Source organism: Allobosea sp. P5_A5 (genome assembly GCF_056400625.1).
Map to the genome: position 1 here is coordinate 238207 of NZ_JBFUKY010000001.1, position 24790 is coordinate 262996.

The window sequence follows — 24790 nt, forward strand, 5'->3', positions numbered from 1 at the left end:
ATCGCCAGTACGGACGAGGCGCCGGAAACCGTAATGTATCACGCCGACGCGATGAAGTGAGCAGGGAGCGGCGCAACGTTCCGGCTGACCTCACGAGGGCGTTTTGCAGCGTCTTTCTGATCGACGGTCAGGAATTCCAGATAAATCTCCGTCGTACTGACGCTGGAATGACCTAGATGCTGCTGGAGGTCGTAGATCGACCGGCCGGCCTTCAGCCACTCGACGGCGAACCAATGACGTAGGTCGTGAAAGCGGAATCCGGTAAACTCGCGGCCAGTCTCAGCGGCCGTGCTTCGTGCCGAGCGGGTGGCTCTGCTGAAGAGGGATGATGCATTCTCGCTCTCGCTTGGCCCGCAATGGAATATGCGCATGTTCGGGCTGCGTGTCGGCAGACTATCGAGTAGCTTGGCGGTATCTGGGCTGAGTTTGATCGCGCGACGTTTGTTACGCTTCCCGATGACTGTCAAAACGCCAGTGCAAAGATCGAGCTGCGAACGCTTAGCCGAGACAAGCTCGCCAAGACGAGCACCCGTAGTCCGAGCCGTTATCATCAACGCGGCCATCATTGGTGTGAGGCGGGTGAGCATGAAAGCGAAGTCATCCTCTGTCGGGAGGGCGATCGGGTCGCGGCGCTCGCGCAAAGTCTCCATGATAAGCTTGGCAGGATTGCCGGTGCGCCAGTCATTCAGCTCCGCATATTGCATCACGGATGAAAGTGCCTGGAGGTCACGGCGGATCGTCGCGTTCGTAACGTCACCCCGGCGACTTTTGACAAAGGCTAGAACGTCCGCTTTGTCGATCTCATCAATAAACCTGCCTGCAAAAGCCGGCTTGAATTGGGAAATCGATACGCAATAGCGGCGCTGCGTCGTGGCTGCGACCGCTTCGGAAATATGCCCGGACCAACCGATGACAGCATCTTCCCATGTCTTGCGGTTATCTCCGAACACCAAGGCGCCAATGGCCCGGTCTCTCATTTTTGCGACCCGCGCCCGCGCAGTTTTAACATCGCCCGTTCGTAGGCTTTCTCGATATTCGCATCCGCGAACTGAGAACCTCGACCAGAGGATTTCACCGCGCCAGTAGGTGTGCTTCGGGGCCTTGGGTTTTGCGGGCATTGAATGCATTCCTTGGTGTAGTTGCGAAGCGCGGCTTCCTCGAACGTCCAGACGCCGCCGATCTTGGCCGCATTCGGCAGTTCGCCGCGCAGTGCCATCGCTTGGACGGTGCGGGTTTGGATGCCGAGGATTGCCGCCGCCCGGTCCGCACGAATCCGTTCAGGCTGGAGGATAGAAACCGACTTCGAAGGCATCACTGCAATCTCCTCGCTGGATGCCGCAATCTGCCTGATTGCCACGGCGTAATCGTGGACCGTATTGGCGGACCACTGAGTTTCAGCCGCCAGTCATTAGATGCCGTGCAAGCCTCGCGCTATCCCGCCTCACCTTGACTACCCCATCGGCATAGGTGGCGCCGGCCGGAAGATCGAGCGCAATACAGGTCTCGGGCGGCATCATGGCGGCGTCGTCCTTAAGGGCCACGCAAAGGCGGTTGAGCGCCACAACCCGCAGGCCGGGAGCGGTTGCCTGCACCCGGTCTTCGCCCGGATCGACCAAGGCGCGAAACCCCTGACGCATCGCCTTGCGGTCATCGTCTGCGATAGCAGCAGTGATGTCGCGAACGTTCATCCCTGCACCCATGCGCCGTGCTGATCTTGATGGCCCCACTGTTCGGACCTGCCATCGTCGTCAGCGATGCCATTGTCGTCACGCTCGCCTTCGTCGTCGCACTGAGCGCCCTCATCTTCGGATACAATCTCGTTGTCGGCGCCGTCCTCTAGGTCGGCGTCGCCATCCATTTCGTCGGCAACCGCAATCAGGCAGTCCACGATAATCCCGACACGGCGGCGCATGCTGCCTGTGGCGCCGGGCGTCTTGCTCAGCATCTTCGCGACATTGCGAAGGGTGGCCTCGACCTCCGCACGCTCTCTGTCCGAAAGTGGCAAGACCAGATCCGACAGGCACACGGGCGGGAGCGGTTCAGCCATTTGGCGCAAGCTGCGCGACACAGTGAAGGGGCGAAGATCGACCAGGCTCATTTGCGGCGCTCCAGAGGTATGACGCGCTTTCCCCACTCCAGCCGGCCGCGAACGAAACAGACCGGCTCGAAGTCGTAGAAGCTGAATGTTGGAAGGGTGACGGGCTTGCTGCTGACGGGCTTGCGCTTGCCAGCTTGGCGATTGATGCGGATCGGGCTCATGCGCGCACCATCGCGGCTAATGCATCGCTCAGGCGGCGAAGCGCTTCTTTCGGCTCGTCGTCTATGAAGTCTGCATCGCGCTCCAGAATGACCTTGAGGAGCGCTGACGCCCCGGCCGGTGTCGTCGGCGCAATTCCGTAGCAGGTGTCCGACGTACCGACCCATTCGGCAAACAACCCTGCAAAATAGGGCTCTACGTCGGCGCAGGCCTCCTTTGAGGGGTTCGCGTCACAGAAGACGGCCCAAGCCGTGGACTGCTCAGAAGCGACCGCCTGAAAGCGCGATGCGAGCCGCAGCAACTCGGCGTCGTCTTGCGCCGGCACATAGGGGGCAGCCTTGAGTATCGACGCTGCGGCCGGCGACATAATGCAGCCGGGCGGCATGGCAGGTACCGCGACCGCGACAGAAGCGGCGGCGGATTGAAGGAATTGGCGACGTGCAACGGTCATTGGAAAAGCACTCCTTTTGGATGGGAGGTGTCGGAATTCAGAAAAGGGTTCGCTAGGCGCCGGCCTTGGCGTGGCGGAGGACCGAGGCCGCGATTTTCCCATGCCAGTCAGCCGCTGCGGGCTTCATGGCGCGCTGCCACCGTTCGACCCTGTTCCACGCCTCCAGCGCTTCGGCTTTGATAATCAGGCCCTCCATCGTGTGGTCGGGCTCTGCCATGATGAGAGCGACATGAGCTGCCAGCGCGTCGGTTGCCGCGTGATGGGCCTTCCAAGAGGCCTCATAACCGGAAGCATCGCGGATGCGTTTGGTCTTGGCCTCGTAGGTTTCGGCAAGGGCAAGGCAGTACTTGTCCTCCGCCAGCTCAGCCTCCCATTCAGCACGGTTTCGGCCGTCCTTCGATCCGGTCGTCAGAAGGCCCTTGCTCTTCAAGGCCCGCTCGTCGCGCCGGACCTGCCAGCGGAAGGAGTGGGAGGGGATGAGCTGGCGCGGGTGCTCTTCGTTTGGGCGCTTGCGTGCAGCGCCTTCAAAGGTTTGCTCCCATCCGCCCCAGGCGCCCTTTCTGCCGGGCTGAGTGATTTCGTCGGGGGCGGCAGGCCAGTGGGGCTCCCATTCGGCCTTTGTATCCCGCTGGCGCTTCCAAGCGGCGTGATACCGATCCACGAGCGCCGGCAGCCCCTCCGCTAGTCGGAGCAATTTGGGGTTTTCGGTCGCCTTGGGCGTGGGGCTGACAGCCGCGCTAGCGGTAGCGGCAGCGGTGGACGCGGCAGCAAGGCCCAGAAGCATCCGGCGGCGGTTGAAGATGGCAGCAGGCAAGCCGGTAGCGGCTGCCGCAACGGTGGCGTTGAGCATTTTCAGTCTCCAGCGATGTGAAAGCGGGTTGGGTTAATAGCGGCCGGGAAAGGCGCGGCGGACGGCGGTCAGAGCGATGGTGGTCGGCTCCTCGTCACAGTTCAGATCGAAGGCGAGCAATTCGCAGCCCCGGTCCTCCGTCTCCCGCCCGGTGCGGGGCTTGGCGTCGCGAAGCTCAGCCATCACGTCCAGATATTCGTTGCAGATCGTGTCAGCGATTTTCTCGAAGCGACGACCGGCAGCGGTCATCCGGCCATCGTTGTCGTGGAAACCGCCTTGGTTGGTCAGCGAGTTGGCGACGGCAGTGAGCGTCTGAATGGCTCGTGCGAGTTGGACCGGTCCCGAGACGGTTATGGCGGGTTTGGTAAGTGCAGGTTCCGCCAAGTGGGCATTTATCGTAGGCGGCATAAGAGATGCGAGGGTTGCCATGGCTTAAGCTCCAATGCTGGCGAGTGCACCGCGCAGAGCGTCGATGCGGGTGGGCTGGAAATGCTGGCGGTAGTGCTCGCGCTCGATCTCGAAGCGGATCGCCGCGCCGTCATTGCGGAAAGAGGCGGCGAGCGCGGCGGCATTGCGCTCTAGCAGCGCGACACGAGCCTTGGTCACGGCGTCGATCTCAGCACGGTGGCGTAGTCGATAGGCTTCGCCCTTCGCTTCAGTCCAAGCTTTACGAAGCCAGACGGATAGCTGACGGCGGCGCTCGGTCAGATTGCGGCAGGCGGCGAAGGCGAAGCGGCCGGCTTCATATGCGCGGCGCATGATGGCGCCCTTGTTGAAGGTGATGCGATCGAAATGACGGACAACCAAGTCGTAGTGTTGACTCATCGGTTTGATCCTCGTCGTTTGATATGCGATACCTGAGGTATAAGTTTGATCCTGTGGAGCTGTCAATACCTCAGGTATCAAAATATTCTTGAGGGATTAAATGTGATGATGTCGAGTGAGCAACTTCGCGCAGCACGGGCGCTCCTACGGTGGGAGCAAAAAGACGTAGCCGTGGCATCGAAAGTGTCTTTGCCCTCGATTAAGCGGCTGGAAGGCAAGCCGGGGCCGCTCGGCGCCCAAGATCGAACAGTGCAAGCTATTCGCGCGGCGTTAGAGGCCGCAGGCGTTCAGTTCATTCCCGAGAACGGCGGTGGTGCTGGCGTGCGCCTCGCAAAGCCATCGACTATGACCGTTCAGCAGATCGAGGCCAGCGCTGCGAATGTGCGCTCTCAGGCTGCCGCTGTCGCTGATGAGGCTATGAGCGAAATGGATGCCACGAAGGAAGAAAAGGCCGACCGCCGCGCAACTCTGACAGATGAGCCATCCGTGATTGGTAAAGCTCGCGGCAAAGGGATGCACAGGCCCAGGAAAAGCTAAACATGGCCCGAAAGCTTCAGCTTCCTACGTCCAAGGCCGCTCATATCGACGGCGAACAGTTCCGTTACGGCCTCCGGCAGATCGACATGCCGCCCGACCGGTTTGCGGAGCTTTTTTGCAATGGCAGACTCAGCCGCGTCCATGAATGGCTGAACGATGAGGTTCCGGTGCCGCCGTGGGTGCCTGCGTTGCTTGCTGCGATGATGACGCCGGAGGCCAGGACGCGGGCGATTGCGACGGCCGAGCATCTGATTGCGACAGCTGCCACAGGAGGGGATGCGTCGTGACCAACGGTAGGCCACGCGCCGTCCAGCTAGCGCTCGCGACAATGCTGGAGCGCTCTTCAAAGCACCTGCGCCCAAGATGTCTGCACCGGCAGTCGAGAAGCGGTCCGTCATTCCTGGCGCGAAGGAATGGTGACGCTCCAGATCGATAGTGAGGGCTAGGTGGCTGAACTGCCGACTGGCATCGTCCCTAGGCTGCTTACTAAGGTCCAAGCAGCGGCCTACTGTGCTGTCACCCCTTCGCGATTTTATCAGCTTGTAAAGGCTGGAACGTTGCCGGCGGCAATCCCCGGCACCACTCGTTACGACCGGGTCGCCATTGACCGAACGCTGGACAAACTTGGCGACCTCACAGCTGCACCCGAACTTTCCGCTCTCGACCTTTGGCTAGCGGAGAATGGCGACGCTTAGCTGATAGGATGCGGGCCCGCTATCGGCGATGATGCAGCGTCCTATCGGATAGCCGATGTGACCATCCAAACCGACCGCCAAGCCAGTACGAGCCAAAACAGGCTGTAACATTAAACATCTGATTTCATTGATCTTTATTCGGCGTTAGCGCATACTGCCTCCCATCATTCGGAGGCAAATCATGCGTTCCAGCAAAGCCAAGCGAACCGCGACCATCATCTGCGGTGTCGAGCCCGAGCTACGCGCTGCCGTTGAAGCAGAAGCCGAGCGTCGCGACACCTCGCTGTCGAGCACGGTGCGGGCTCTAATCCGCGCTCAGCTCGCCACGATCCGCACTCAGCATCAGGCGGCGGCGTGATGTCGGCCGACGTGTATCAGCTTCGCCCCGGCGTCACGACCGCCTCCATCGCAGATGAGGCTCCGCCCTTGCCGATCGAGCCGCATATCRTCGCGGCGGCGCTGACGACCGAGACGATGCGCGGCCTCACCGTGCAGATGCTTCTCGTGCTCCAGCACGCGCCTCGCGACGCTGCCGTGTTCGACCGCTTGCACGGCGAACTGCTCGACGCGTGGAGCACCCTTCACGACCACTACCGCGCCTATCGCGAAGTYCTCGAATGCAGGGGCCAAGCCTGATGCCGTTTCAACTGACGCCGCTGCGCATCCCCAACATGCGAACGGATTACAGCGCGGAGAACWSYGCRTYCGCCAACCTCGGRCAGACGCTTGGGAACCTRCCGGGMGATATCCGCAAGGAACGCGAGGACGCGCAAAAGCAGCAGCAGGCCATCCAAAAACAGCAGCTCCTTGGTGAGGTAGGCCAGGGCATTGCGAGCGGTACGGTCAATTACAAGCAGGCTGCCGGCAAGCTCTTCCAGCTAGGCGATGCCGCCAGCGGCTTYGATCTACTGAAACTGGACGAGGCTGCCACTCAGCGCAAAGCCGGCGAGGCCGCAACCCAGAGCATGGGCTCTGCTTTGCAAGGCTACCTTGGCGGTGGCGGCCTCGGTGGCCCGATCTCGCGAACCTCCGGCTCGACGGACAGCGCCCTCCCGGCGTCGCTCGTCAGTTCCGAGAGCGGCGGCAATTGGGGCGCGCAGAACAACGAAGTCGGGGCCGGCGGCAATGTCGGTCACTTCGGCCGGGGCCAGTTCAGCGTYGCMCGCCTTCAGGAAGCGGCTGACGCAGGGGCCATCCCCCAGGGCACCACGCCGCAGCAGTTCAAGAACTCGCCAGCGCTCCAGCAGGCAGCCGAGCGGTGGCATGTCGATGACATCGACCAGACTATTCAGGCCAARGGCTTTGATCGCYTGATCGGSCAGAGCATCAACGGCGTGCCGATCACCCGCGAYGGCATGGTSGCGGTGGCTCACCTCGGCGGCAAGGGTGGCCTAGAACGCTTCATCTCCACTGGCGGCGCCTACAAYCCCGCCGATGCCAACGGCACGTCACTGATGGACTATATGGCCCTCGGGGCTCGGGGCCAGCGCAGCGCGCAAGCGGACATGCCGGCGCGAGGATCGGTGCCGGTCGCRATGGAAACCGGGCAGGACGGCTATGCCATCCCTGGCCAGCCCTCCATGAACGGACGCACCTTCGACGCCATCWCGCAAGGTAACCGGCCCCTAGATCCGGCTTTCCAGTCGGAAGGCGCCTCGCAGCCTTGGATGGGTTCGGCTCTCGGGCCTCGTGGTCGGCAGGACACCGCCGCCATCGCGCAGGCTCAACCCCCGATGCCACCCCGCCGGCCATACGACCTCCAGTCTGACGTTCCCGCACCTGGCGCGGTCCAAGCCATGGGGCAGATGCCGCAGCCGGTTCCACTCGGAGGMCAATACGCGGCGGTCAATCCCAACAGCAATGATGCAGGCGGGCTTGCCGGGCTCGTTGCCGGCGAGGAGGCGCGGCGTGGGCTCCCTTCCGGCGCCGGCWTCATGAGCCCATGGGCGAACTACGGCGGCCAGAGCCAGCCGACGCCGGCCGATGGCAACTTCAACGGCTCGCGGCTCCCGCAACAGCCCCCGGCCAGCATAGTGGTGCCGAACCCGCAGGCCGATATTCCGGCTCGCGGCGCCTCTCCGACCATCGGCATGAGCCCGGCGGCGGTCGGTTCACCGGCGACCTCGGGTGCAACTGCCCAGGTTCAACCGGCGGCCGGCGAGCGGACACAGCCGGCGGCAAACCCGGTGCCCACCAGCGAGCTGCCGCGCCCGACGAATCCGCAAGAAGCGCAGGACTACCGCTACACGAAGGATATCGAGAACAAGCAGCGCCAGGTGGGCGCGCTGGCGTCGGCACTCGCGAACCCGAACCTCCCGGCAAACGCTCGCGGCCTCGGAGAGATTTTCCTGAAGGACGCCCTTGAACAATCGAAGATGCCCGATGGCGCCAAGGAGTTCATGTACGCGAAGGGCATGGGGTGGACGACCGCGAAGAACCCGGCCGAGTATGCCGCCGAAAAGGAAAAGGCCAAGAAGAACACCGCTGACGATGACGTTGAGGCGCGCCAGGCGGCTGCGGCTCGGGCCGGTCTGAAGCCCGGCGATGCCGGCTACCAGGGCTTTATCCTCACCGGCAAGATGCCACGCGAGGACATGGGACCGCTGTCGGCGACGGACAAGAAAGCCATCCTTGAGGCGGATGAAGCGGTGCAGTCGTCGCAGACGGCCATCAAAGCTTTGCAGGATGCCAAGAAGCTTTCGCCGCAGGCCCTCGGTGGCTGGGGCGCCGGGACCAAGGCTGCGCTGGCGAACAACCTTCCTGATTGGATGGTGCCCGACCGCATCGCTAGTCCGCAAAAGGGTGAAGCCACCGCCAACCTCGACAACCTCGTGACCTCGCAAGCTCTCGCACAACTCAAGAGCATCTTTGGCGCGGCCCCGACTGAAGGCGAACGGAAAATCTTACTCGATATTCAAGGCAGCATCAGCCAGCCGGACAATATCCGGCAAGGCATCTATGACCGCGCAATCCAGATGGCCGAGCGTCGGATGGCCTTCAACCAGCAGCGTGCGAATGAGCTTCGCGGCGGGGATTTCTACAAGAGCCCAGAGAAGCGTTCCCAGGGTGGCGGCAATCAGCCGCCAGCACCATCCCAGCAACAGCGGCAAGCAGTTTCAACGCCTTCCGCCGCCGTCGATTTCCTCAAGGCCAATCCCGGCGCCCGTGACCAGTTCGATGCGAAGTACGGTCGCGGTGCCGCAGCAAGCGTGTTGGGAGAGTAAGCCATGGCTGGAAACGTCTTCGACCAATTCGACACGGCTGCGCCTTCCCAGCCTCCGCGCGGGATGCCTATGCCAGCGCTGGGTGGCATGCCGGGCCGCGCCGGCAACGTCTTCGACCAGTTCGACGCACCGCAGAGCGGCGCTCTTCCGCGCGACACCGGCAGTGGCCCGCTTGTCGTCACCGTAGCGCCCAACCGGCAGCCGCCACCTTCAACGCCCGGCTTTGCCACGCGCGACCAGCGCGAGGGCGATGCCACCCAAGCCCGCGATGCGGAATATCTCGCTGATGCCGTTCGCACTCGGCAGCAGCAGGACAACACCAGTCCGCTAGGTCGGGTGGATGCCTATATGCGCGGCGTGGCGGAATGGGTACCTGGCATGAACAAGCTGGCTGCGGCCGGCGATGCGGCTTTCGGCTCAGGCCAGGGCGATACCTTTGGCGAGCGCTACGGCGACAACCTTGCTCGGCAGCGGGCGATGGATTCCGCTGACGAAGCGCTAAACCCTGGCTCCCGTCTCACCGGGCAGGTAGCCGGCCTCGGGGCCACCGCCGGCTTGATGCCAAGTGTCAGTGCCGTTCGCGAGGGCGTGCGCGGTGCTGCCACTGCCAACGCCGCGCTGACCGGCGGGCTCTATGGCGCCATCACCGGCGGCGTCGAGAGCGACGGCGGCTTGACCGACAAGGCGACGGCGGCAGGCGTCCAAGGCGCAATCGGGGCAAGCGTTGGTGCCGTTGCCCCCGCGTTCATCCGTGGTGCAGAGGCGTTCGCCAGCGCAACCGGGAAGCTTGCCGGTAAGGTCGCGGCACCCTTCCGTGCTGGGGTCACGCCTGAGACCGAAGCAGCCAGGCGGATCAATGCCGCCATGGCCCGCGACGGTGTGGCTGATCCAACTTCGCGCTTGGCTGAAATGCAGAGTGGCGGTGCCCCTGCCGTTCTCGGTGACGTTGGTGGCGAGACGACGCGCGCCTTGGCCCGATCCGCAGCGAACACGTCGCCGGAAGGCCGCGCGGCGCTGACAGAGGCGACCTCAGATCGTTTCGCCGGCCAGGGCGACCGCATCACGGATTTGCTCCGCAGCTTCGGCCCGTCGAGCGCCGGCAAGACGCTGGAGGAGCTACAGTCGGCAGCGCGTGCCGCCAACCGGCCTGCTTATGCCCGCGCCTACATGCAGGGCGGTGCCGGCATGTGGAACGAGACGCTTGAGGGACTGGCACAGGCCCCTGCGGTGCAGAACGCTATCCGCTCTGTCATCAAGACCGGAGCGAACAAGACGGTAGCCGAGGGCATGCCGCCAATCCGCAACCCGTTCACGACCGACGCCGCCGGCAACCTCACCCTTGCAAGGCAGGCCGATGGATCGATCGCCAAGCCGAACCTCCAGTTCTGGGATTATGTGTCGCGAGAGCTTCGCGGCAAGGCTGGTGAGGCAGCGCGGGGCGGCAACAAGGATCTGGCCGGCGACTACACGAACCTTCGTCGTCAGCTTTTGAACCATCTCGATCAGCAGGCCCCGGCCTTTGCCGAAGCCCGCTCGGGGGCCTTTCGGGCATTCCAGGCAGAAGACGCGCTAGAGGCCGGGCAAATATTCGTCACCTCCCGCATGGGCAATATCGAGGCTCGTAAGGCGCTTGCTGCCATGAAGCCGGCAGAGCGTGAGTTGTTCGCGGAGGGCTTCCGGTCCGACCTCATCGCAAAGATCCGGGAAACCGGCGACGGGCGCGATATTGTCAAGGCTATCTTCGGAAGTCCGGCCGCTCGGGAGCGTGTCGAAATTGCCCTGGGCAAAGGACAGGCGACTCAACTGGAGGCGGCCCTGAGTGTCGAGACGGCGATGCTCAAGCTTCAGAACGCTCTCGGCAACTCGACTACGGCGCGACAGATCGTCGAGTTGAGCGCAGCCGGCGGTATCGGTGGTGGCGTGGGGCTCTATCAGGGCGGCGACGCTCACAGCGCCGGCCTCGGTATGATGGCAGGCGTCGCCGCTCGGCAGGCGTTTAAAAGTGGCAATGCCAAGATCAACGAGGGCTTGTCGAAAAAGATCGGCGAGATGCTGGCGAGTGGCGACCCGGCCCAGCTTCAGACCCTAACGAAAATGGCGGTGAAAAGCCCCGGCGTAATGCGCTTCCTCGGCAGCGTCGCGGACGAAGCCGGCCAGCTTAGCGGCCTCGCCTCAAATACGGGGCCATTGAATGTATCGAGCGGGGCGCGGAGTGGTGCGCCATATCTGCCGGCCGCCGCAGATCAGAACCAGCAGTAGGGACCACGGGTGAGGACCGACCGCTATCAGGGCACCGCCGATCAGGGACCAAGCGAGACCGCGCATTCAGGCTGTTTTACGGAACCCGTTCACGATCCACGCCAAGGCACGGCACGCGGCATACCAGAGGACACCTGGGACAGCGACAAGCGCAGCAAAGGTGTAGCTGTCGTTCGCCTCACTAACTGTCTTCGCGAGGAAAAGACCCCCAAAGCAGACATACGCCGCGAACAGCAGGAGCGGCACCGCGACCACAAGGCCCAGCCTATGAAACCCACGCGTCAGCCGATCCACGGTGCAATTCTCCAGTTTGCCACCACAACGTGCCTCTTCACCCGTCCTCCCGCAAGGGGTGACGCCGCGCTGGCGCTCGCGAGCCTTGGGATGATGACTTGGGTGCTGCTGTGAGCGTCCTTGAACCTGAAAATACAGGCCAGAAACAGGGGCGGTTCAAGCCAGGTCAATCCGGCAACCCTGCCGGGAAACCAAAAGGCGCCCGCCACAAGGTCACGCTCGCGATAGAGGCCATCCTTGAGGGTGAAGCCGAGGCACTGACACGTAAGGCGGTCGATATGGCGCAGGCCGGCGATATGACCGCGCTGCGCCTTTGCATGGATCGTCTCGCGCCCGTGCGACGTGACCGGCCCGTGACGTTCGATCTTCCTTCCATCGACGCCATCGAGGATCTGACGAAGGCGACCAAGGCCATCCTCATCGCGGTGGCGGCCGGCGAACTGACGCCATCGGAGGCAGCCGAACTCGGCAAGCTGGTTGACGCACACGCCAAGGCTATCGAAGTGACGGACCTTCATCGCAGGCTTGAGACGCTGGAGAGAGGCAGGACATGAGGGGTAATCTGGAAGCGCGCATCAACAAACTGGAAGAGCGGCGGAGGCCGGTGGCTGCAATCGAGCCAAAGGTTGCCCGCGATGCAAAAGTGAAAGCCTGGGGATCGACCTTGCCTGACGCGATCCCATCCGACCCGCAGCAGCGAGCAGCTATCTTGGCTGGGATGAGAGCGGATACATGACCGCGCTGGCGAAACGTATTGCGCTGCTGGAGCGTCAGCCAACACCAGCGAGCGGTCGAGCGTGGCATTCGTCATATGGGAGCGGACGCGCGAAGCCGCCTCGGCTGCATTGGCGCGCGCCCTGGCTGCCGGCGTCGTGAAACGGGGTGATCCGGTCATCATGGGCACAATTGCTCATCCGGCGCCCCTGCCTGTCATGCGATGGACAGGTGCTACCAGCATGAGCGAGGCCGAGTTGATAGCGATTGCCGAGATGCAGCCTCACGGGGCGACGGGGGCCGATCCAAAGCGGCTTTCGGATCGAGAGCTGTCCAACACCATTCTTGAAGCCGCAGCGAGGCCGGCATGACGCGCGAACTCAATCGCCGCATTGCGTTGCTAGAGCGGATTCAAAACGAAGAGGGCATCGAATATGTGGTGCTCGACTATGCCCCCGATGATGATGAGCAGGAGCCCTACCAACAGCGGCCAGTGATGTCAGATGCCGAATGGGCTGCCATCTACTGTGTCGGTCTATAGCCCATTACGCTCATGTCGATAGTGGGGCGATTGTGCTGACAATTCCGCTCCATGCCGAACGGCCGTTGCCGGATGCACGGCGGGAAGAGCCGCAACGGCGCGTGCTTTCGCGATGATACGGGAGATGAAGATGCTCACCGAGGCGGTCGCATGACCCAGAGTCCGGATCGTATTTCCTGTACGCCGGCTAGTCTCCGGCGCAGCCGCAATTCCTCATCCGCCAAAAAGGACGGGGAATTGCGACCGGGAATCTACGCGCACCGTCAACGAGGCTTCGGGTCGAGCAGGCGTTGACTTATTTCAGGATCTTGGACGCCTCGTTTACTAAGGCACTACTTGCCCAAATATAGGACCCTGAGGCGTCCCCACTACACACGGACTTCCAATTATTTGCAGAGGCCCTGGACCAAAACGACCGAAGTTCATGACGAAGCAGAAAGCGCCGGCATTTGGGATCGGCATAGGAAAGGGCCCAGGTGTCGACGCAGTCGTCGCTGAGCCATTCTGCTGGCGCCACCCCCAATAACCATTACCCTTGGCATATGCAGGATCTTCAACTGATCCGTGATTGCGCGCATATTGGACCGCAAAGCTATGCACGCCCCAGTCCCGATATTGCTCTACATGAGTAAGCTCATGTGCCCACAAAGCTGGATCCTCTGCCTCGCTCGGGCCAATAAAGACGATCACGTCAATTAGGGTGACCGCTGACGCTGTACCCCCCTGTTCAAGAAGCCGCGCCAAATTCACAAAGCCGTTGTCTCCAATTTTATAACGGGCCCGATTAAGTGAATCCTCGCTGACATATCCAATAAGTTGCTGCCTAATATGGGGAGGTATCGGCATTGCTCCGTTGATTGCTGTATCTCGCGATGCGATTATGGCTTGCTCCAAAGCAGGGCCGCTTAGCACACTAGCCTGCAGTTCATTGATGGCATTCGCGACGTCTTGGCCAGCTTTAGCGGCAGAATTAGCAGTATCCTGAGCGGCTTTTCTCGCCGTTTCGGCAGCATCTTGTGCCGCTTTTTCGGCCTGCCTGCGGATATTGTCGGGGCTCATCCCTCCATGTTGCAGATTGCATGCGACGTCGAATATGCCTCCACATGCAAATGCGATATTGGCGCCCAGTATTAACGTCACTAACAACACTAGAAATCGCACGGCGTATTTGAATGAACTAGACATCGTTCCCCCCTCGCCACTTACCAGAAGCGGCTACCTTACGAAAGGCGGCCATGGATTGAAAGTTGAGATTCGGCGAAGAGCTCGCGCAAATATTGGTAATTCGGTCTAGACCGACGACCCTATCTCGATTGTCCGAAACTTAAGTCTCTAACGCCGGCCTTTTAAGCCAGTCGCCATCGACGGCGACGACCTCCGCCGGGCAATATTCAAAGGTCTGCGCGGACGCTCCATTCGTGCAGGACAGCAGCGCCGGCCTTGGCAACCAGCGAAGATTGCGCCGGTCTCGAAAACGGCTTCCCTCGCGCGTCCCGCAGGTGCACACGTGAGGGGAGCACGTCGAAGTCCTCAGGAGGGCCAGGAGCGGCTTCGCCAGCTTATGAGCTACGTGGGGTAGCGGACACCCCCACAAATCTAGTCAGCGCCCCCCTGAGTCACGGCGCCCATATCGCTTTGCATAGGAACGCCCTTCACGCCAATTCCCCTGCCTTGCGAAGCATCGCGCGGCATTCTTCAACCCGCTGGCGAAGCGTCGTGATGTTCCCGCCAGGTGCAACGGCGCTGACGAACAGCGACCCCATATGCCGCCATCCTGCGGGGATTGAGGGTCGGCGCCTTGCGGAACGAGCGAAGTGGCTGCTAGGAAAGTCACAACTGAAAGGTACATGCATGCCTGAGAGCAAATTAGGCGCGCCGCAGCTAGTGAACTTTCACTACGTCAAAAGCCCGCATTTCAGAGTGCTTCATGTCGACGGTGCGGTTGGTGGAGTGACACCCCGAGGCCATATTCACGCGGCATTTTACAGCGAACGGCCCGCTATTGCCAAACATACCACCCATGAAATTGATCCATCGGGGCATCTGGGCTCCGAGAAAATAATCGAAGGAAAGGACGGGATTGTCCGGGAGATGGATGTAGATATCATCCTATCTAGGACAGCAGCTGTAGAGTTGCAGGATTGGTTGTCGAGTCGTATCCGCGATTTGGACGACATGCTCGGAAGTTCTGAAAAGGGGTCTGCTTGATGACCTTGGAATTGCGGCTGGCGGATTGGGGCGCTGCCAGCGTACACACCTCTAATAGCTATATTTCGAGGAGCCCTGATAATTATAATGCTCAGGTCTACAACATACCCGCCGGCGTACAGCGAATTATTGCTGTAAACGATACGCCAGTAACGGCTGCTTTCCACCGGCGTGTTAGATTTAATAATCTATCTGAGAATTGGCTGACTGATACTGAGTGGATGTCATCTACTGCCGATATGAAACTTCACCCAAATTACGCTCATTTACTAAATATGGGGCGCTTCGCGTTGCGAGAAATTCTAATTCGCATGCAAAATGGTGATGTGAAGCTGCAATGGTTTCTTCTTTTGAAGAATATTGCGGGTCAAGATCCTGTCCCCCCTCATCATCGCGGCCGCGTGCCGGAGATGATGCAAAGTTGGATGAGTTGGGGTAAGCAGAACGGCTTAGTCTAAAAAATGTTTAATAACCCGTTTCCCTCTGCAATTCAGGATAAAACTTATTTTATTACTAGCCCGCAAGACGCCAATTATAATTGTATTAGCTGGTCAATCGGGAGCAACGATGTTGTCATTTGGCCTGATGATGACGGAATATTTGGATGGCCTGAAGATATCGACCGAAATCCGACGCTTGAAAACTTTAAAGCGTTTTTCAATTTAGTTGGGTTTTCCGAATGTAATGGCGGTTCGTTGATTTTGGGATGGGAAAAAATCGCAATCTACGGAAAAGATCAGGATACTGTTCTTCATGCATCGCGCCAAATGTCGAATGGCCGCTGGGCATGCAAAATGGGTACTGGTACTGACGTGGAGCATATTGACGAATTCACATATGTCGGGTCTGGTTACGGGAGACTGCTGGCGTATATGCAAAGGCAGCGCGGCCAACCTTGGAAAATTCCCGCTCTGCACCCGCCTCAAAGCAAAATACTGAGGCCGTGAACGCATTCCCCGTATATGACTAAAGAGTTGATGGCACGTGCTACCTACGCTTGGCGGCGGCTAGTATTGGCGCCAAACCCTGTCTCTTGCCCCTGCGCTCGGTAGCTGCCTGCGGCGGGATCGAAGCGGCGGGCGTCGGTCATGAACCAGAACTTGACCTGGCCAGGGCTACCGCAAATCGGCTGGCGCCTGATCTTCTTCGCGATGACCATCGTGCAGCGCTCTTCGAAGTCGCGGTACACGACCAACCCGGCATCCGCTTTGTTGCGCCAGTGCGCCGAGCCCGAGATGTCATAGAGGCCAGGTACTGGCTCCTTGCCGCCGGCCGGGTTAGAAATTTTCGTCGGATGCGCGACCATGAAGACGGTCACGCCGTGGACCTTAGCGAAACGCTTGCACTTGCTGATGAGCTGGGAAACGAACTCGGTTTCCGTCATGCCGTTCGGGCGACCGGCCTCCAGTTCGTTATAGGGATCAACAATGAGGCCGTTGATGCCCTTCCGCAGGACAGCGGCCTTTGCCCGCTCCAGCACCCAATCGAGCGACGGAGTGTGCTCGCCAGAGTCGATGAAAACGAACCGATCGTTCACCCACCGCATGGCGGTATGAAGCTGCTCCTCATCCATGCGGAAGCTCGGACCCGGATGGAACGGCAAGCCGGTCTTGATCTCGCACAGATCGATGATGTGGCTTTCGCTGCCGGTCTCGGGTGAGAATACGGCCCAGCGCCAGCCGTGAAGGTCCGACATCGAGGCGGCGGCTTGATCCAGCCAGCGGCTCTTGCCGTGGTTGGGGATGCCGGTGACGACGACGAACTGGCCGGGTAACACTTTGCAGGCCTGATCCATGTCCCGCCCCATGCCGAGAGAAAGAGGCTGCGGACCTTTGCCGCGATAGGTCGCAAGCACGTCGTCCGAAAAGGTATCGGCCTCATAGAGCCCATCGATCGGCCAGGCCTCGGCAGTGTCGACGCACTCGCGCAAGACCTCTCTGCCGTGGTCCATCAGGCATTCGTTGGCGTCTTTGGTCTGAACGTCGCCGGATGCCGGAAAGCGCACGCGCCAGCATCGGTCCTTGCCCAGGCGGCGCGCGAGTTCCTGCGCCAGCAGCTCGCCGGGGCCGTCCATGTCGGTCGCAATGAGGATGCGGCCTGCGACCTCCAGTGCCTCGGCATGCGTTGCCAAGGGCTCATAGCGCTTGTCCGATTGCTCCGGCCGATCGGGCGCACCATTCGGCAGGCTGACGACGTTGGACAGCCCGGCCTCGATGAAGGCCAGCACATCCATCTCGCCCTCAACGAAAATCAGATCCTCGCCCGGCTTGATTGCGTCGGCGTTGTAAAGCACCGGCTCCGGGTTCTTCTCCTGGCGAAAGTGCTTTTCGATGCAGCGGTACTTCACATTGCGGAGCGTGCCGGCCCATTCGTAGGGAAAGGCGATGCAGCTCGCCTCCGCCTCGGTCTGCGAAAACCACTGGCGGGTGCGATAGATGCCCATGCTCTCGACGGTGGCGGAGGAGATGCCGCGACTTCCGAACCATGCCAGCATCTTGTCAGGGCGTTCGGGGTTCTCGATCCGAACAGGGCGATTGTACATGCGAACCTCGCGGACAGGGTTGCGCCTGTGGTCATCGCCCCCGGCGCCGCCGGTCCAGCCGCAGTGATGGCACTGCCAGCGGGCTCGATCGGCAAACACGGTGACGGACAGGCAGGGGTCGGTTTTCTTTTTGCGGAGATGAGAGCAGCGAGGGCACGTCGTCTTGTGGTTGCCCTGCGCCCATGAGCGAAGCCGGATGCCTTCGGCCTTGGCGGTTTCGAGGAAATCCATGCTCAGCCCCTCCCCATCGTGAAGGCCAGAGAATCGGAGCACTGAGCTGGCCGAGCTTTCAAAGCCGCCTCGATCCAGGCGACGGGCTCGGCCGCGTTCTGCTCCTGCGCGTCCTCAATCGTGCGTAGCACCCTGCGGGCGTCGTCTCGGGCATCGCGGAGCCAGCGGCCGATGAGCGACCGGGCCGGGCCTACTGGTTTTCCGGTCATCTCGGAGACGGAAGCGAGGCCCTGCCGGAAGAGACGTTCCCGCCAGTCAGTGGGGAAGGCAGTAACCGGCGAAGGCGCATCCGGGGCGGCAACGCCCACTGCGTTAGCAGTGGTATTCTTCCTTAGCTCCTCTCCTCTCCTCTCCCCTGCAGTGACAGTTCCGTCATCGTCACGGCTGATGCGTGACACGTCTTCTGTGTCGCCCGCTTCGTTCCGATTACGGTCACGCTTCCGGCGTTGGCGTTCCGCCGCCGTGGGGTCGTTCGAGAACGACATGGCACCGCCTTCCGCCTTGCCATCGACGGCAGTGAAGGCACGGATTTCCGCAGTGATGGGATGGGCCGCTTTCGGCCATTTCGGGCGCTGGTAACGGCAGAAGTTGCGAATGGCTCCGTAGGTCGCTCCGCCGCTCTCGTAGCGGCGGATGAGCTTGTGAGCCTCCAGTTCTTCCAGAAGGCATGAGACATCGCTTACGGCAGCCGGCAGGATACGCATCTTGAGGGAGACGGGCTTCCATTCGAAGATGCCTCGGTCGTCGGCATCGCAGAGCAGGCCAATCCAGAAAACTTGCGCCTGCGCTGAAAGGGCGACGAACACTTCATCGCTGAAAAGGCCGGGATGGATAGAGCGGATGCGAGCCATCACCCTTCCTCCCTTTCCGGGAAGACCAGGACTCGCCCGGCCTCCCCCTCTGCGAAGTCGGCATCTAGCCGCGACGCCAAATCCCGTCCCGCAAGGACCGCGCTAAGGCGGGAGGCGAACGGACCATCAATGCCCGAGCTATCGCCTCCCCGACTTTCGTGGACGACAAACCATCCGCGCTCGTCGTCCATCAGATAGAGTTCGCCGCTCATGGCTCGCCCCGCAGCATCTCAATGGTCGGATGCGGGCCAGCGATGCCGTTTTCCTCGCGGAAGGCGCGCAGGGAATAGTTGACGCCCTCCGCTTCCGAGAGGCCTATTTCGCCATGATAGACTTTCGTGGCCGCGACCATGCCAAGCACATAAGCGCGTTCGAAGTTGCGAGAAGCCTGCCCCAGCTCGATCATTGAGCCGATGAGACCTTGCGCCATAAAGTGCGGCGCAAGGGTCGTCGGGCCGGTTTCTGTCATCACGGCGCGGGTATCTTTGCCCCACTCCTTGCGAAGCTTGGAAAGGAACTCGCGGCGCAGATCACGCGGCAGCGCTAGGCAAGCCTGCATGTCCTGCCACGAATGCCAGATCATCCGGTGGCCGGGCAGAGGCCGCCGGAAGAACCGCAGATTGGCTAAACCGACAGCGGCGGTGGCGAGAGGTTGCACGATACCGCTCAATGCTGCCTCCAGTGATCTTCCGGCAGAACGGAGGCCTTCAGATCGGCTTCCAGCATCTTCACGGCGGTATCGGTGAAGCGAACCTCATTGCCTTTCAAAAGGCGCCCGTCTGGATAGCGAACAAAGACGGGGACGTTGAAGGCCAGGCCACGATCAACCAGCTCCGGCACTGCTTGGCCGGTGTATCCGTCACCATTTTCCGCAACGCCGTTTTCATCGACGCTGCGGATGTCGGGGACTTTGATCGGGTTGACGATGGGAATCCCGCACATTGCAAAAGCGAGCTGCATGGCTGCAAGGTGCCTCGATACCTCATCCGGCATTGCTCCCTCGTAATGGGCAAGGGCTTCACCCCATGCCCCACGGAAGCTCACCGCACCTCGGTGGCGCCAAAGCGCAAGCACATGGGCAAATTCGCCGAGCGGGTCAGGGTGATGGGCCGCGACCGTCTGAAGCAAGGTCATGTCGAGCGGAGCGTCAGGGTTGAACTGCATCATGCCGCCCTCCGCTCGATGACCGTGACGGGCACGCTCAGGACGTAACGAGCGTGAGTGCCGGCATAGGGACCGGAGTGCTTCTCATCGTGGGTTACGACGCCGACGCCGCCGCGCCTCAACTTGAAAATATAATGGCTCCAGCGTGGGCCGGGATGGTCGATCGGCGTGCAACCGCGCGCGCCGGCCAAGATGAGGTTGTCCAAGGCCCAGGCGTCACGGCCCTTGAAGGTTTTGGGATCGGGATCGCCCTCGACGGCGATGGTGATGCTCTTGAGGATTGCCATTAGTTGCGGCCCTCCTGCGGCCCAAGAGAGGCGAGGCGGAGCACCGTCAGGGCGTGCTGTTCGGACAAGCCGAAACGGCGCTGAAGACGATTGACGATGACGGAGGGGATGGTATTCTCGCTGGGCGTTCCTGCTAGGGAAAAGCCTTTTGCGAGCCCGGTGCCACTTGGCGCCGGGTTTGCTGTATGTAGCTGCATTAGCTCACGGCCTCCAGATCAGCGACCGGGAGGGAGGCCAGCCAGATCTTGAAGTCCTCAGAGAGGATCAAGGTCTTGCGGCCGGACTTGCGGGCCGTCAGCTTTCCATTCTTCAGCAGGCGATAAACCTGCCGGGTACTCATGGCGCCCTCGTGGGCAACCTCATTGATCGTCAGGGCGGCTTTTTGCATTGCTGCGCTCCAGTTCCGCCATCCGGCTCAGAGCGATGTGCCCTGTTGCGTCGTGGCGTGACTGGAAGAATCGCGCATCCCGGCGCTTACCCGAAGACCCGGCGAAAATCAGAATAATCTATTATTTATCAATGGGTAAGAGTGGGTAAATCGCCGCTGATAGCTGGGCAGATTCGCCCGGCGGGTAAGGCTTACCTGCTTTTTTTAAGGGTGGGCGTCTTGAATGCTTCAAGCGGAGGGTCACCCGCCATCAGCTTGTTGGACAGATCGTGAGTACCCCTCAATATCTGCTTTAATCTGGATCGTTTTGTCTCGTTGGCATCGCCCAGCAGCCTACATGCGGCGCTCAAGAGTTGGCTTTGGTTGAGACGGGTTTTGCTTTCTGTCGCGGCCTGTTGAAGCGCGCGGCGGAGCCGTCGAATTTCGGAAAATTCTGCCGTAAGGTCATCGACAGTGCGGGTGCGCATCCGCCCTAATCCTGATGGCTTTGTCGAACCGGCGCGACGGTGTCCTTCTTGCGGGGCAGTCAATGGGGTGGCGGCCGCCCTACCATCTTTAGCACTCGGTATTTCCTGAGCGACGCCCACACGAAGAAAGGCAAGGAGCGGGAGCGAATTCGGATCGATGGGATTTTCAGGGATCGATACGATGCCGTTGTCAGCCAGCGCTTCGTCCGGATCTATGCTGAGCCAGTCAGAAGGCAGCATTTCCTTAATCCGGCCCGTTTCCCAAAACTGAACAATTGCTCGGGCCTGGCCGGCTGCAAGCATTCTCTTCAGCGCATCCAGCTTCTCAGCATGGGTATCGCCGGAGAGAGCGCTGATCGCGCCATCAACTGACAAGAAGCCGGGGGGTGGAGCAAGAGTAGTTGGCGGGCTCGCCAAACTGAAGCGTTCACGCTTAATGCGGTTGAAATATTGGTCGGCTGAAATCGCAGCCGCCGCATCAGAATAGAAGCCGATCAAATCGGGCAGTCTTTTCTTCTCGACGTAAACGGGGAAAGCACTTCCGCCGGATTGGTCGGACATAGGCAGGCGGCAAGCATGAAACAAATCTATTCGATCGATCTGCGTCCATTCATGGCCCGTCATCACTCGCATGGCTTGAATTTCTGCGACAGAAAATTCTAACCGTTCCTCGGCACCGGCACGGGCTAGAAACTCGGTGGCGATATCGAAAACCTTAGCGCCTACTGCGGTCGTTAAAAGATGGCTGTCATCCCATAACCCCTGCCACGTGCTGCGCCCGATAGCGTGCCCAAGGCGCATCACTGCCCGCGCCAGAAACAGCCGGTCCTTTGTATCTGCTGGCCAGCGTTCGGGCTGAAACCAGAAGTTGGCTACGTCGATCTTCAATTGCCGCGCTCCACGGCGCACCTTGCGGAGCATGGGGAAATGGGGCGGTGCTTCCCCACTTGTCGGCTGGCCGGCCTATCCCCACGCAGCTCGATGTCTATCCGGCAGCCTTTGCGCGGATTGGCGTCACATTGTCTCCCTTGGCCTTCGGCGCTGTGATGAAGCGGCCCCAGGCTTCCATCAGCTTCCGACGCTTTTCTAGCGCGTCCCCTCGCCTATAGGCTCGCTCGGTTTCATCCCCGATCACATGGGCAAGAGCAGCCTCAGCCAACTCGCGGGGGAATGAGGTTTGCTCCCCAGCCCAATCGCGGAAGCTGGAGCGGAAACCATGTGGGGTAAATTGATCGGCTTCCATCCGCCGCATCAGCATAAGGATGGCGTGCGATGAAAGAGGCATGCGCTCGCGAGAGCCAGCGAACACATAGTCGCTCGTGCTGACCCGCTGGAGCGCTTGCACGATTTCCGAAGCCCGCGCAGTCAGCGGCACACGGTGAAGCCGGCCCGCCTTCATACGCTCGGCAGGGACCGTCCAGACGCCACGGTCAAAATCGAACTCGTTCCAGACAGCGCCGCGGATCTCGCCGGTGCGCGATGCGGTGAAGATTAGGAACTCAAGTGCACGGGCGGCGATGGCTTCCCGCTCTCGCAGCGAGATGATGAAGCCGGGGACATCGGCATAGGGCATAGCGGGATGATGGCCGCGCGCCAGCTTCGACCGCTTAGGTAAGAGCTTGTCCAGATGGCCGCGCCATCGTGCAGGGTTAGCCCCTGCCCTTTTCCCCTTGGCGGTGGCGGCATCTAAGATGCGTTCTATGCGGCCCCGAACCCGTGAGGCGGTTTCCTGCTTTGTTTTCCAGATAGGTTTGAGAACGTCCAGAACGTCCTCAGTGCCGATCACGTCAATGCGTATTGGCCAGAGCGAGCTGGCATGCGCTTTCAGCGATGACAACCACTGCGCCTGATGCTTCGCGTTTCGAAAGCCGGATTTGATATCTTCGATCAGATCCTCGGCAAAGGCGCCGAACAGCGGCGTCTTGTTCGCGCTCGCTTCGGCAGCCGCTAGCGCTTCCTTCCTGGCTTCAATTGGATCGCGGCCGGCATCGAGATGCTTGCGGGCTTCCGCAGCTTTGTCGCGGGCTTCAGCCAGCGTCACGGCGGTGAGGCCCCCTAGCCCCATTTCTTTCCTCGCACCGTTCCTACGAAACATGAATAGCCAGCGCTTTGCGCCACTGGCCTCGATCCAAAGGTAGAGCCCCCCGCCGTCGCTATGCCGGCCTGGCTCCAAAAGCGTCGCGACGCCTCGTGCAGAAAGCTTGTTGAGTTGGCGCCCCACCGTCACCCCACTTTACGCCCCACCGGACGACGGTCATTTTCTGGCACGCCATGGCACTCTCAGGCAAGAGCTTCAGCTTTTGTTCTCTCGGTGTATCCCTAATGTTCACGTCGTGACCCGCCCTGACAGTTCAATTCCACGGACTCCCTGTCCGCCACGCTTGCCATGCCAATTCGTTGATTTGGCCGAAAGATCCGCGCCTGCTTGACGTTACGGTGGTTTTTCGCGCAACATCGCGTACAACATTTCGTGTAACGGTGTGCGCCAGTGCCGGATTTCCTTGGGAAGCGTGACGGGTGGTGGCACTATGTGCGACGGGTGCCGGCGCCGTTTGCGGCTTTTGACCCGCGGGGCATTGTCAAGCAGTCGACGCGCATCCGAGTGGCCGACGATCCGCGCGGCCATAGCGCGCGTAAAGCRGCTGYGAGAATCAATGCGGAGCACGAAGCCTATTGGCGCGGACTGTTTCTTGGGCAAAGCGAGGATGCTCGGCAGCGGTTCGAAGCCGCCAGGCAATTTTCTCGTGCCCTGGGCTTCGATTACATCCCGGCTGCTCAGTTGGTCGAGAGTGCGCCGGCTGATATTGTCTCCCGCGTCGAGGCAGTCATGGCGAAGGGTCTGTCCCCTGAGAGCTCGGCTACCGATGCAGTTCTCGGCCTTGTTGCTGCGCCGAGCATGCGCCTATCCGGCGTATTCGAAGAATACGAACGTCTGCAGCGGGCCTCTCTCGCCGATCTGTCAAAGGAGCAGAGGCGGCGCTGGCGCAATGCCAAGACSCACGCAATCGGTCTGCTGATCGAGCTTATTGGTGACAAGCCCCTGAGCGAAGTTACGCGTAACGACGCTTTGGATTTTCGGGACCACTGGCAGGAACGAGTTTTAGCYGGAAAGGTCGAGATTGGCACGGCCAACAAGTCGATCGGCCATCTCAACAAAATGTGGCGGGTGCTGAACACCAAGAGCCGGCTCGGACTCAGCGCCGTTTTCGCCGAGCTGCGAATCGAGGGCGAAGTTGAGGCTTCGCGCGCGGCATTCGATACCAGCTTCGTCCGTGACACGCTGTTGCGGCCAGGCGCGTTTGGCGATCTCAACGCAGAAGCTCAGGCCATCATCGCGCTGATTGCCGATACGGGCCTGCGGATATCGGAAGCCGTCAACCTGACCGCCGGAACGATCAGGCTCGATGATGTTGTTCCGCATGTTTCGGTTGAGCCGGAGGGTCGGAGGATGAAGACAGATCAGTCGCGTCGGACAATTCCGCTGGTAGGGGTTGCGTTTGCGGCGATGCGTCAGCAYCCGAATGGCTTTCCGCGATATCGGGACAAAAATGCCGGTCTTTCGGCGCTRGTCAACCGTGTGATGACCGAGCGCAACCTGCGGCCGTCTTCGCAGCATTCGCTTTACTCGCTGCGCCAYACTTTCGAGGACCGCCTCACTGCAGTCGAGGCGCCGGAGAAGGTGATCGCTGCACTGATGGGGCACAAATACAGCCGACCTAAATATGGCGCTGGCCCCAGCTTGCAGCAAAAGCGGGGATGGCTCGAAAAGATCGCCTTCAGGCCCGACGACGCATAGCAGGCGCRATGGTACCAGCGYTCCCAGCGCYTGCAATGATCGCCTGGGCTYTTGCGACAGGATCCTGYTGCCCCTTCAGACGATCGCGCTCTGCCAGAAGCTTTTCGAGGAAAGGCGCAAAGCGCGGTCCATGCGTGACCACGCATTGGGCAAGGTGCAGGATTACGGGCTCAAGGCGCGCGAGCGTCAGCTCCGCCTTCGGCTTGGCT

The 24790-nt window shown here is 61.0% G+C and carries 30 protein-coding genes; 12 read left to right on the forward strand and 18 right to left on the reverse strand.

Going from position 1 to position 24790, the window contains the following annotated elements; genetic code table 11:
- Window positions 1-38 precede the first annotated feature (38 nt).
- From AC1DR6_RS01170 to AC1DR6_RS01210, 9 genes are read right to left on the reverse strand one after another with little or no spacing between them, the layout of a single operon-like run.
- On the reverse strand, window positions 39-977 hold the full coding sequence (locus tag AC1DR6_RS01170) for a tyrosine-type recombinase/integrase (protein ID WP_476827347.1): 939 nt from the start codon (window positions 975-977) through the stop codon (window positions 39-41).
- Window positions 974-1357, reverse strand: a complete 384-nt coding sequence (locus tag AC1DR6_RS01175; RefSeq protein WP_476827348.1) for a helix-turn-helix domain-containing protein — start codon at window positions 1355-1357, stop codon at window positions 974-976. Before AC1DR6_RS01175 ends, AC1DR6_RS01170 begins: the two co-directional genes overlap by 4 nt.
- A 37-nt stretch (window positions 1358-1394) precedes the next feature.
- On the reverse strand, window positions 1395-1688 hold the full coding sequence (locus AC1DR6_RS01180) for a hypothetical protein (RefSeq protein ID WP_476827349.1): 294 nt from the start codon (window positions 1686-1688) through the stop codon (window positions 1395-1397).
- Window positions 1685-2098, reverse strand: a complete 414-nt coding sequence (locus AC1DR6_RS01185) for a hypothetical protein (RefSeq protein WP_476827350.1) — start codon at window positions 2096-2098, stop codon at window positions 1685-1687. The genes AC1DR6_RS01180 and AC1DR6_RS01185 overlap by 4 nt, the downstream gene beginning before the upstream one ends.
- The gene (locus AC1DR6_RS01190; protein WP_476827351.1) at window positions 2095-2259 is read right to left on the reverse strand and encodes a hypothetical protein; all 165 of its coding nucleotides are present in this window, start codon (window positions 2257-2259) and stop codon (window positions 2095-2097) included. Before AC1DR6_RS01190 ends, AC1DR6_RS01185 begins: the two co-directional genes overlap by 4 nt.
- On the reverse strand, window positions 2256-2708 hold the full coding sequence (locus tag AC1DR6_RS01195; RefSeq protein ID WP_476827352.1) for a hypothetical protein: 453 nt from the start codon (window positions 2706-2708) through the stop codon (window positions 2256-2258). The genes AC1DR6_RS01190 and AC1DR6_RS01195 overlap by 4 nt, the downstream gene beginning before the upstream one ends.
- 52 nt (window positions 2709-2760) lie before the next feature.
- The gene (locus AC1DR6_RS01200; RefSeq protein ID WP_476827353.1) at window positions 2761-3558 is read right to left on the reverse strand and encodes a hypothetical protein; all 798 of its coding nucleotides are present in this window, start codon (window positions 3556-3558) and stop codon (window positions 2761-2763) included.
- Window positions 3559-3591: 33 nt separating this feature from the next.
- Window positions 3592-3987 carry a hypothetical protein gene (locus AC1DR6_RS01205; protein WP_476827354.1) on the reverse strand — a complete coding sequence of 132 codons (396 nt, stop codon included), beginning with the start codon at window positions 3985-3987 and terminating at the stop codon, window positions 3592-3594.
- A gap of 3 nt (window positions 3988-3990) precedes the next feature.
- A complete protein-coding gene (locus AC1DR6_RS01210; protein ID WP_476827355.1) occupies window positions 3991-4464 on the reverse strand; it encodes a hypothetical protein in 474 nt (157 codons plus the stop codon).
- A gap of 90 nt (window positions 4465-4554) precedes the next feature.
- Between AC1DR6_RS01210 and AC1DR6_RS01215 the strand changes: the two genes are divergently transcribed.
- The 8 genes from AC1DR6_RS01215 (at window position 4555) to AC1DR6_RS01250 (ending at window position 12647) form a co-directional block, all read left to right on the forward strand.
- Window positions 4555-4920, forward strand: coding sequence for a hypothetical protein (locus tag AC1DR6_RS01215; protein ID WP_476827356.1), 366 nt, complete (start codon window positions 4555-4557; stop codon window positions 4918-4920).
- A 2-nt stretch (window positions 4921-4922) separates the two neighbouring features.
- On the forward strand, window positions 4923-5207 hold the full coding sequence (locus AC1DR6_RS01220; protein WP_476827357.1) for a hypothetical protein: 285 nt from the start codon (window positions 4923-4925) through the stop codon (window positions 5205-5207).
- A gap of 589 nt (window positions 5208-5796) precedes the next feature.
- The gene (locus AC1DR6_RS01225; protein WP_476827358.1) at window positions 5797-5973 is read left to right on the forward strand and encodes a hypothetical protein; all 177 of its coding nucleotides are present in this window, start codon (window positions 5797-5799) and stop codon (window positions 5971-5973) included.
- Window positions 5973-6251, forward strand: a complete 279-nt coding sequence (locus AC1DR6_RS01230) for a hypothetical protein (RefSeq protein WP_476827359.1) — start codon at window positions 5973-5975, stop codon at window positions 6249-6251. The genes AC1DR6_RS01225 and AC1DR6_RS01230 overlap by 1 nt, the downstream gene beginning before the upstream one ends.
- Window positions 6251-8839 carry a hypothetical protein gene (locus tag AC1DR6_RS01235; protein WP_476827360.1) on the forward strand — a complete coding sequence of 863 codons (2589 nt, stop codon included), beginning with the start codon at window positions 6251-6253 and terminating at the stop codon, window positions 8837-8839. Before AC1DR6_RS01230 ends, AC1DR6_RS01235 begins: the two co-directional genes overlap by 1 nt.
- A gap of 3 nt (window positions 8840-8842) precedes the next feature.
- Window positions 8843-11098 carry a hypothetical protein gene (locus tag AC1DR6_RS01240; RefSeq protein WP_476827361.1) on the forward strand — a complete coding sequence of 752 codons (2256 nt, stop codon included), beginning with the start codon at window positions 8843-8845 and terminating at the stop codon, window positions 11096-11098.
- Between the two features lie 392 nt (window positions 11099-11490).
- On the forward strand, window positions 11491-11946 hold the full coding sequence (locus AC1DR6_RS01245; RefSeq protein ID WP_476827362.1) for a DUF5681 domain-containing protein: 456 nt from the start codon (window positions 11491-11493) through the stop codon (window positions 11944-11946).
- Between the two features lie 527 nt (window positions 11947-12473).
- Window positions 12474-12647, forward strand: a complete 174-nt coding sequence (locus AC1DR6_RS01250; protein ID WP_476827363.1) for a hypothetical protein — start codon at window positions 12474-12476, stop codon at window positions 12645-12647.
- Window positions 12648-12971: 324 nt separating this feature from the next.
- On the opposite strand, the gene AC1DR6_RS01255 is transcribed toward AC1DR6_RS01250, so the two are convergent.
- Window positions 12972-13832, reverse strand: coding sequence for an eCIS core domain-containing protein (locus AC1DR6_RS01255; RefSeq protein WP_476827364.1), 861 nt, complete (start codon window positions 13830-13832; stop codon window positions 12972-12974).
- Between the two features lie 666 nt (window positions 13833-14498).
- Here AC1DR6_RS01255 and AC1DR6_RS01260 point away from each other — a divergent pair.
- Genes AC1DR6_RS01260 through AC1DR6_RS01270 form a run of 3 tightly spaced genes read left to right on the forward strand, consistent with a single transcriptional unit; the run spans window position 14499 to window position 15802 of the window.
- Entirely contained in the window at window positions 14499-14855 is a 357-nt protein-coding gene (locus AC1DR6_RS01260) for a hypothetical protein (RefSeq protein ID WP_476827365.1), read from the forward strand.
- Window positions 14855-15313 (forward strand): hypothetical protein, encoded by a 459-nt coding sequence (locus tag AC1DR6_RS01265; RefSeq protein ID WP_476827366.1) that lies wholly within the window; start codon window positions 14855-14857, stop codon window positions 15311-15313. Before AC1DR6_RS01260 ends, AC1DR6_RS01265 begins: the two co-directional genes overlap by 1 nt.
- Before the next feature lie 3 nt (window positions 15314-15316).
- Entirely contained in the window at window positions 15317-15802 is a 486-nt protein-coding gene (locus tag AC1DR6_RS01270; protein WP_476827367.1) for a DUF7689 domain-containing protein, read from the forward strand.
- A 44-nt stretch (window positions 15803-15846) separates the two neighbouring features.
- Here AC1DR6_RS01270 and AC1DR6_RS01275 read toward each other — a convergent pair whose 3' ends face one another.
- The 8 genes from AC1DR6_RS01275 to AC1DR6_RS01310 form a co-directional block, all read right to left on the reverse strand.
- Complete coding sequence (locus tag AC1DR6_RS01275) at window positions 15847-17628, reverse strand: bifunctional DNA primase/helicase (protein WP_476827368.1); 1782 nt, start codon at window positions 17626-17628, stop codon at window positions 15847-15849.
- A gap of 2 nt (window positions 17629-17630) precedes the next feature.
- Window positions 17631-18479 (reverse strand): hypothetical protein, encoded by an 849-nt coding sequence (locus AC1DR6_RS01280; RefSeq protein WP_476827369.1) that lies wholly within the window; start codon window positions 18477-18479, stop codon window positions 17631-17633.
- Between the two features lie 208 nt (window positions 18480-18687).
- Window positions 18688-19149, reverse strand: a complete 462-nt coding sequence (locus tag AC1DR6_RS01285; RefSeq protein ID WP_476827370.1) for a hypothetical protein — start codon at window positions 19147-19149, stop codon at window positions 18688-18690.
- A complete protein-coding gene (locus tag AC1DR6_RS01290) occupies window positions 19146-19646 on the reverse strand; it encodes a hypothetical protein (RefSeq protein ID WP_476827371.1) in 501 nt (166 codons plus the stop codon). Before AC1DR6_RS01290 ends, AC1DR6_RS01285 begins: the two co-directional genes overlap by 4 nt.
- Window positions 19643-19930: a winged helix domain-containing protein gene (locus AC1DR6_RS01295; RefSeq protein WP_476827372.1), complete on the reverse strand. Its 288-nt coding sequence runs from the start codon at window positions 19928-19930 to the stop codon at window positions 19643-19645. The genes AC1DR6_RS01290 and AC1DR6_RS01295 overlap by 4 nt, the downstream gene beginning before the upstream one ends.
- A gap of 196 nt (window positions 19931-20126) precedes the next feature.
- A complete protein-coding gene (locus AC1DR6_RS01300) occupies window positions 20127-20318 on the reverse strand; it encodes a helix-turn-helix domain-containing protein (RefSeq protein WP_476827373.1) in 192 nt (63 codons plus the stop codon).
- 191 nt (window positions 20319-20509) lie between these two features.
- Entirely contained in the window at window positions 20510-21673 is a 1164-nt protein-coding gene (locus AC1DR6_RS01305) for a hypothetical protein (protein ID WP_476827374.1), read from the reverse strand.
- Between the two features lie 97 nt (window positions 21674-21770).
- Window positions 21771-23012, reverse strand: a complete 1242-nt coding sequence (locus AC1DR6_RS01310; RefSeq protein WP_476827375.1) for a tyrosine-type recombinase/integrase — start codon at window positions 23010-23012, stop codon at window positions 21771-21773.
- Window positions 23013-23387: 375 nt separating this feature from the next.
- Here AC1DR6_RS01310 and AC1DR6_RS01315 point away from each other — a divergent pair, with 375 nt between their 5' ends.
- Entirely contained in the window at window positions 23388-24581 is a 1194-nt protein-coding gene (locus tag AC1DR6_RS01315) for a tyrosine-type recombinase/integrase (protein ID WP_476827376.1), read from the forward strand.
- Window positions 24582-24790: the final 209 nt, after the last annotated feature.

Bases quoted from the DNA above. Each gene is read 5' to 3' on its own strand.
- AC1DR6_RS01170 (WP_476827347.1), bottom strand. From the start codon at position 977: ATGAGAGACCGGGCCATTGGCGCCTTGGTGTTCGGAGATAACCGCAAG.
- AC1DR6_RS01280 (WP_476827369.1), bottom strand. From the start codon at position 18,479: ATGGCTCGCATCCGCTCTATCCATCCCGGCCTTTTCAGCGATGAAGTG.
- AC1DR6_RS01220 (WP_476827357.1), top strand. From the start codon at position 4,923: ATGGCCCGAAAGCTTCAGCTTCCTACGTCCAAGGCCGCTCATATCGAC.
- AC1DR6_RS01255 (WP_476827364.1), bottom strand. From the start codon at position 13,832: ATGTCTAGTTCATTCAAATACGCCGTGCGATTTCTAGTGTTGTTAGTG.
- AC1DR6_RS01275 (WP_476827368.1), bottom strand. From the start codon at position 17,628: ATGGATTTCCTCGAAACCGCCAAGGCCGAAGGCATCCGGCTTCGCTCA.
- AC1DR6_RS01290 (WP_476827371.1), bottom strand. From the start codon at position 19,646: ATGATGCAGTTCAACCCTGACGCTCCGCTCGACATGACCTTGCTTCAG.
- AC1DR6_RS01205 (WP_476827354.1), bottom strand. From the start codon at position 3,987: ATGGCAACCCTCGCATCTCTTATGCCGCCTACGATAAATGCCCACTTG.
- AC1DR6_RS01185 (WP_476827350.1), bottom strand. From the start codon at position 2,098: ATGAGCCTGGTCGATCTTCGCCCCTTCACTGTGTCGCGCAGCTTGCGC.
- AC1DR6_RS01265 (WP_476827366.1), top strand. From the start codon at position 14,855: ATGACCTTGGAATTGCGGCTGGCGGATTGGGGCGCTGCCAGCGTACAC.
- AC1DR6_RS01225 (WP_476827358.1), top strand. From the start codon at position 5,797: ATGCGTTCCAGCAAAGCCAAGCGAACCGCGACCATCATCTGCGGTGTC.
- AC1DR6_RS01260 (WP_476827365.1), top strand. From the start codon at position 14,499: ATGCCTGAGAGCAAATTAGGCGCGCCGCAGCTAGTGAACTTTCACTAC.
- AC1DR6_RS01270 (WP_476827367.1), top strand. From the start codon at position 15,317: ATGTTTAATAACCCGTTTCCCTCTGCAATTCAGGATAAAACTTATTTT.
- AC1DR6_RS01300 (WP_476827373.1), bottom strand. From the start codon at position 20,318: ATGCAAAAAGCCGCCCTGACGATCAATGAGGTTGCCCACGAGGGCGCC.
- AC1DR6_RS01200 (WP_476827353.1), bottom strand. From the start codon at position 3,558: ATGCTCAACGCCACCGTTGCGGCAGCCGCTACCGGCTTGCCTGCTGCC.
- AC1DR6_RS01190 (WP_476827351.1), bottom strand. From the start codon at position 2,259: ATGAGCCCGATCCGCATCAATCGCCAAGCTGGCAAGCGCAAGCCCGTC.
- AC1DR6_RS01195 (WP_476827352.1), bottom strand. From the start codon at position 2,708: ATGACCGTTGCACGTCGCCAATTCCTTCAATCCGCCGCCGCTTCTGTC.
- AC1DR6_RS01295 (WP_476827372.1), bottom strand. From the start codon at position 19,930: ATGGCAATCCTCAAGAGCATCACCATCGCCGTCGAGGGCGATCCCGAT.
- AC1DR6_RS01180 (WP_476827349.1), bottom strand. From the start codon at position 1,688: ATGAACGTTCGCGACATCACTGCTGCTATCGCAGACGATGACCGCAAG.
- AC1DR6_RS01250 (WP_476827363.1), top strand. From the start codon at position 12,474: ATGACGCGCGAACTCAATCGCCGCATTGCGTTGCTAGAGCGGATTCAA.
- AC1DR6_RS01240 (WP_476827361.1), top strand. From the start codon at position 8,843: ATGGCTGGAAACGTCTTCGACCAATTCGACACGGCTGCGCCTTCCCAG.